7 protein-coding genes, 1 tRNA gene and 1 pseudogene are annotated in these 5,473 nt (G+C 70.6%); 7 read left to right on the top strand and 2 right to left on the bottom strand.

Going from position 1 to position 5,473, the window contains the following annotated elements; genetic code table 11:
* Positions 1-522, bottom strand: a pseudogene (locus tag A7A76_RS02240) (glycine-rich protein); the annotation flags it as partial.
* Positions 523-1,022: 500 nt separating this feature from the next.
* On the opposite strand from A7A76_RS02240, the gene A7A76_RS02235 reads away from it, so the two are divergent.
* The 4 genes from A7A76_RS02235 (at position 1,023) to amaB (ending at position 4,048) form a co-directional block, all read left to right on the top strand.
* A complete protein-coding gene (locus A7A76_RS02235; RefSeq protein ID WP_206409670.1) occupies positions 1,023-1,565 on the top strand; it encodes a hypothetical protein in 543 nt (180 codons plus the stop codon).
* 55 nt (positions 1,566-1,620) lie between these two features.
* Complete coding sequence (locus tag A7A76_RS02230; RefSeq protein ID WP_206409669.1) at positions 1,621-2,193, top strand: TetR/AcrR family transcriptional regulator; 573 nt, start codon at positions 1,621-1,623, stop codon at positions 2,191-2,193.
* Positions 2,194-2,288: 95 nt separating this feature from the next.
* Positions 2,289-2,365 (top strand) — tRNA-Arg (locus A7A76_RS02225).
* Between the two features lie 150 nt (positions 2,366-2,515).
* Entirely contained in the window at positions 2,516-4,048 is a 1,533-nt protein-coding gene (gene amaB, locus A7A76_RS02220) for an L-piperidine-6-carboxylate dehydrogenase (RefSeq protein ID WP_206409668.1), read from the top strand.
* Here amaB and A7A76_RS02215 read toward each other — a convergent pair.
* Positions 4,032-4,226, bottom strand: a complete 195-nt coding sequence (locus A7A76_RS02215; RefSeq protein WP_206409667.1) for a hypothetical protein — start codon at positions 4,224-4,226, stop codon at positions 4,032-4,034. The genes amaB and A7A76_RS02215 overlap by 17 nt on opposite strands.
* A gap of 239 nt (positions 4,227-4,465) precedes the next feature.
* On the opposite strand from A7A76_RS02215, the gene A7A76_RS02210 reads away from it, so the two are divergent.
* From A7A76_RS02210 to A7A76_RS02200, 3 genes are all read left to right on the top strand, one after another.
* Positions 4,466-4,684 (top strand): hypothetical protein, encoded by a 219-nt coding sequence (locus tag A7A76_RS02210; protein ID WP_206409666.1) that lies wholly within the window; start codon positions 4,466-4,468, stop codon positions 4,682-4,684.
* 199 nt (positions 4,685-4,883) lie between these two features.
* Complete coding sequence (locus A7A76_RS02205; protein WP_206409665.1) at positions 4,884-5,114, top strand: hypothetical protein; 231 nt, start codon at positions 4,884-4,886, stop codon at positions 5,112-5,114.
* A 76-nt stretch (positions 5,115-5,190) separates the two neighbouring features.
* Positions 5,191-5,415, top strand: a complete 225-nt coding sequence (locus A7A76_RS02200) for a hypothetical protein (protein WP_206409664.1) — start codon at positions 5,191-5,193, stop codon at positions 5,413-5,415.
* Positions 5,416-5,473 lie beyond the last annotated feature (58 nt).

Below are 5,473 nucleotides of genomic sequence, written 5' to 3'. Positions count from 1 at the left end.
GCCGCCACCGCCGCCGCCGGCGATGGCGACGCGGTTGCCGACGCCGTTGCCGCCGACGCGCAGGTCGGTGCCGCCGCCGCCGATGCCGTCCACGCCCTGGCCGATGCCGCCGGGATTGACCGCCTGCGAGCCCTGCCCGCCGACCCAGATCGACAAGATCGCGCCCGGCGTCACCGCCAGAGTGCCGCGCACGCGTCCGCCGAGGCCGCCGGTGCCGCCGGGAGAATTGGGACTGCCGCCGATGGTGCCGGCGCCGCTGCGCCCGGCCCCGCCTTGCGCGCCGCTGAGGTACACGGTCAGCGACTGCACGCCGGCCGGGACGCTCACAGTCTGCTCGCCGCCGGTGAAGCCGAACGCCGCCGGTGTCTCGCCGACCGCGCAGCTCTGCGCCTGGGCGGCGCCGGCAAACCCGAGGCCCGGCAGCAGCAGCCAGCCGAACCAGGTCGCGGACCGGCGCCCTTCGCGCGCCCGCAGGCCCGCACCCACGCACAACGACGCGCAAGCGCGCCTCGCCCAACTCATCGAACGGCTCATGTTGTCCCCTGACCGACCGCTTCCCAGCGGTTCGTTTCCTGCGGACCGTCGAACGACAGCCCGCCCTCCCGTTGCCCCTGGCGACGCCCGACTCGCGCGGCTCGCCTCGCTTGCGCGCCGGCCCACCGGCCCAGCTCGCTGCAGTCCACGGCCGCCCCTTCTGCATCGGCCGTCCGGACGCTCGACGCCTGGAATTCCAGTCCGTCTTTCCCTTGTTACGCAAAAGAAACGCGATACAGGTCACGTAAATGCGCATTTGTGCGCATTTTCTGTGTGAGCAAGCGCTGCGGAACGAGCCAGATCCACACAGCGGGCAACTGGCCCCGGGCCTACACAGGGTTCTGGATCAGCCGCGCCCGAGGCCAAGCCGCTTCGGACTGGGTTGGGTCAGTGCCCCGCTCGCTTCGATCTATCGGGGGAGATTGCGTCAAGGCTTACGGCTAGAACCAATAATGTATACTTATGGTACACACCATGAGACCATACTGATGAGCTACGCGCCGCTTGCAGCCAAGCTCGTCCTGACTGTCCCGGTGGCCGCCCTGCTGACCCAACCGCTATGGGCCCCGCATTGGGGCGCCGGCATCCTCGGCGAGATCCACGCCCTGGGTGCCGCCGGCGCTGCCGTCGCGGTGCTGGCGTTCCTGGCCCTGGTCGCCGCTTACTGCCGTTGTCTGCAGCGCTTGCTGGCCGCGATCCCGCCCGCGGCCCGTACCGCCTCGCCACGCTCGGTGTGGTGGATGTTCGCGATCCCCTACAACTTCGTGGAGGATTTCTTCATCGTCGCCGCCATCGCCGCCTCGCTGCGCAACGACGGTCGCGTGCCGCCGGCCCGGCGGCGGCTTTGGCGCCGGCTCGGCCTGGCCTGGTGCGCGCTGCAGATCGTCTCGCTGCTGCCGGGCGCGCTCGGCGTCGCCGCCGGCGCCGCGGCGTTGCCGGCCTGGGCCGCGCACTGGATCCTGAGCGTGCGCCTGCTGCGACTCTTGGGCGACACTGCGCCGAACACGCCGCGCGCGACTGCCTCCGCCTGAGTCCGCCCCGCCGATAACGCCGCCGCACGCCTTCCCGCCGGATCCAGCACACCGCATGCCCCTGCCGCGCTTCCAACGCCTGCCACCCGCCGCCCAAGCCGCGTTCCTCGACGTCGCCCGCGCCCATTTCGCCCGCGACGGCCGCGACGGCGCCTCGCTCAACCGCATCGTCGAAGACGCCGGCATTTCCAAGTCCTCGGCCTATCACTACTTCGACGGCAAGGACGACTTGTTCGCCACCGTCGCCGCCGACACCTTGCTGCGGATCGGCGCGGAGCTCGGCCCGTGGCCCGGCGCCGACACCGAAGCGGCGCTGTGGGATCGCTTCCACGACGCCAGCACCCGGCTCAGCGAGTTCCTGCTCGCCCATCCCGAGCACCGCGCCCTGCTCGAACGCATCGACACCGCGGCCGAGCCGTCGCCGTGGCTGCGCGCGTTTTTCGCCAACGCGGTGGCGCTGGGCCTGGTCGACACCGCGCCCAATGCGGAGTTGCTCGAGGGCGCGACCCTGGCGGTCCTGCAGGCCACCGACCAGTGGGCGCTGCCGCGCCTGTCCAGCCCCGACGCCGCCGTGGCGGTCAGCGTGGCCGCCGAAGCCTTGCTGCGCCGGCTGTGGCGCGGCGGCTGAACCGGCCGTGGCCGCCGGCATACCGCCGCGGGTACAATCGTCCGGATGGCCGCGCCCCTCGCGCATGCGCAGCGCAGCCGCACCGCAACCACCACGGCCCCGTAGCTCAGCTGGATAGAGCATCCCCCTCCTAAGGGGAAGGTCACACGTTCGAATCGTGTCGGGGTCGCCACCTTCCACCGCAGCGCGCCCGCCGGCGCGCAGCCCGCGCCGCCCGCGCGCGCGCCAGTTCCCCAATCCCGCGTCTCCCATCCCGCCTTTCCTTTCCCGCCTCACCCCAAGCGCCACGCCCCCCGGCGTGCCACCACATGGAGCTTTCGGTATGACCCACCCCGTTCTCGCCGCCCTGGGACTCAAAGACAACGAGTCCGGCACCTACCTCGGCCACGGCGAATGGTCCAAGACCGCCGACGCCGGCGTGCTGGAGCCCGTCAACCCCACCGATGGCGAAGTGCTGGCGCGCGTGCAGGCGTCTTCGCAGGCCGATTACGAAACCATCGTCGCCCGCGCCCAGGCCGCCTTCGCGGTGTGGCGCACCACCCCGGCGCCGCGCCGCGGCGAAGCGATCCGCCTGTGCAGCGACGCGCTGCGCAAGCACAAGGACGCGCTGGGTTCGCTGGTCGCGCTGGAAATGGGCAAGTCCAAGCCCGAGGGCGACGGCGAAGTGCAGGAGATGATCGACATCGGCGACTTCGCCGTCGGCCTGTCGCGCCAGTTGTACGGCCTGACCATGCACTCCGAGCGTCCGGGCCACCGCATGTACGAGCAGTGGCACCCTCTGGGCCTGGTCGGCATCATCTCGGCGTTCAATTTCCCCGTGGCGGTGTGGGCCTGGAACAGCTTCATCGCGGCGATCTGCGGCGACATCTCGATCTGGAAGCCCTCGCCCAAGACCCCGCTGTCGGCGATCGCGTCGATGAAGATCTGCAACGAGGCGCTGCGCGCCGGCGGCTTCCCCGACCTGTTCTTCCTGTTCAACGACGCCGGCACCGAGCTGGCCTCGAACTTCGTCGACGACAAGCGCATCGGCCTGGTGAGCTTCACCGGCTCGACCAAGGTCGGCCGCGCCGTGGGCGAGCGCGTCGCCCGCCGCATGGGCCGTTCGCTGCTGGAACTGGGCGGCAACAACGCGATCATCGTCGACGCCAGCGCCGACCTGAAGCTGGCGATCCCGGCGATCGCGTTCGGCGCGGTCGGCACCGCCGGCCAGCGCTGCACGACCACGCGCCGTTTGTTCGTGCACGAGTCGATCTATGACGACGTGCTGGCCAAGCTGGTCGCCGCGTACAAGCAGGTCGAGAAGAAGATCGGCGACCCGACCGACCCGGCCAACCTGATGGGCCCGCTCAACAGCCAGGACGGCGTGCAGGCCTACCTCGACGCGATCGCCAAGGCCAAGGCCTCCGGCGGCAAGGTCGAGACCGGCGGCGAGCGCATCTCGCGCCCCGGCAACTTCGTGCTGCCGGCGATCGTCACCGGCCTCACCAACGACGCCGAAGTGGTGCAGACCGAAACCTTCGCGCCGATCCTGTACGTGATGAAGTTCAGCAAGCTCGAAGAAGCCATCGAACTGCAGAACGACGTGCCGCAGGGCCTGTCCTCGTCGATCTTCACCGCCAACCTCAAGGCGGCCGAAGCCTTCCTGTCGGCGGCCGGTTCGGATTGCGGCATCGCCAACGTCAACATCGGCACCTCCGGGGCCGAGATCGGCGGCGCGTTCGGCGGCGAGAAGGAAACCGGCGGCGGCCGCGAGTCGGGTTCCGACGCGTGGCGCGCGTACATGCGCCGCCAGACCAACACCATCAACTACTCCGACGCGCTGCCGCTGGCCCAGGGCATCAAGTTCGATCTGTAATGCGGTAGCGCGCCGCGACGCGGCGCAACGCGATCGCGACCACGGGGCGGCCGGCGACGGCCGCCCCGTTGCGTTTGGCGTCCCAGCGTTTGGCGTCCCAGCGTTTGGCGTCGCGGCGTTTGGCGTAGCTGCGTTTTGAACCGGCGCGTTCGGCATCGTTGCGCTCGACGCCGCGCACGCCGCCGGCGTGCGGTGTCGCAGCACCGCGGCAACGGCGGCGAGAACGACTCGCCGCGCACTGTTCGGAAACGCGACATTGGCCGCGCCCGACATAGCCACGCGCTGCCGCACCGCAGCGAACGCTGCGTTCTGTGATCCCCCGCGTGAATTCCGCCGCGGCCGCACATGACCCGGCCCGCGCGCGCGCCTAGCATCGGCGGGCCAGATGGACTGGCGACAGGAAAAGGAGCGTTCGCGATGTCACGCCGCATGTTCCGTTTGACCGCAGTGGCCCTGGGCGTATTCGGTTTTTCCGCCGCGCTGACCGCGTCGGCCGGCCTGCCGAACTGCGACTACTGCCTGCAAGGCTATTACCAGTGCCGGGACAACTCGCCCGACGCGCAGCCCAGTTGCATGGACCAGTTGTTCCAGTGCGAGATCGACAACCGCTGCGAACCCAGCTTCCCGCCGGACTGAGTCCGCGCGCGATCGACGGTGCGACGGCCTGCGGATGCGAGTCCGCGGGCCGTTCGCGCTCGCGTCCGAGCGGCGCCGACCGGCACGCGCACGGCGCCGCGCACGCCGTGCGCGGACCGCGACGCCGATACCGATACCGCTGCGTGCGCGCGCCTAGGATGGCCGAGCCAGAAGGACTGGCGACACATGAGGGAAGCCTGTGGACACACGGAACCGTAGCATCCGCCCGCGCCTGATCGCCTTCGCCGCGGCCGCGTTCGGCCTGGGCGCCGCGCTCGCCGCCAGCGCCGAGCCGCCGCAATGCCTGCACTGTGTGCAGGATTACTACTACTGCCGCGACCACAGCGGCAACGACTACGGCACCTGCTCGAACAACTTCATGAATTGCCAGATGGAGGGCGGCTGCCCCGTCGGCCTGCCGCCGCCCTGAGTCCGGCGCGCCGCTGCGCGCGCAGCCAGCCTTGCCGCTTCATCGCTGCCGACTCGATCACGACCAAGGAGGTCTCATGAATATCCGCCGCATCCGCCCGCGCCTGGTCGCGCTGGCCCTCGCCGCGTTCGGCTTCGCCGCCGCGCTCACCGCCACCGCCGGCGTGCCGCGCTGCGATCAGTGCCTGGATCAGTACTACGCCTGCCGCAATGCCGGCGGCGATTACGACGGCTGCCTCAACGAGTTCTGGGCTTGCGAACGCGCCAACGGCTGCCCGCTGAGCTTTCCGCCGGAAATCTGATCCGCGGCCGCCGCGCCGTCGGCACGCGCGTTGGCGCGGGCCGGCGGCGCGGTTGCGC

It is taken from the genome of Lysobacter enzymogenes (assembly GCF_017168095.1).
Lineage (GTDB): Bacteria > Pseudomonadota > Gammaproteobacteria > Xanthomonadales > Xanthomonadaceae > Lysobacter > Lysobacter enzymogenes_D.
This window is presented reverse-complemented; position numbering and strand designations above follow the sequence as displayed.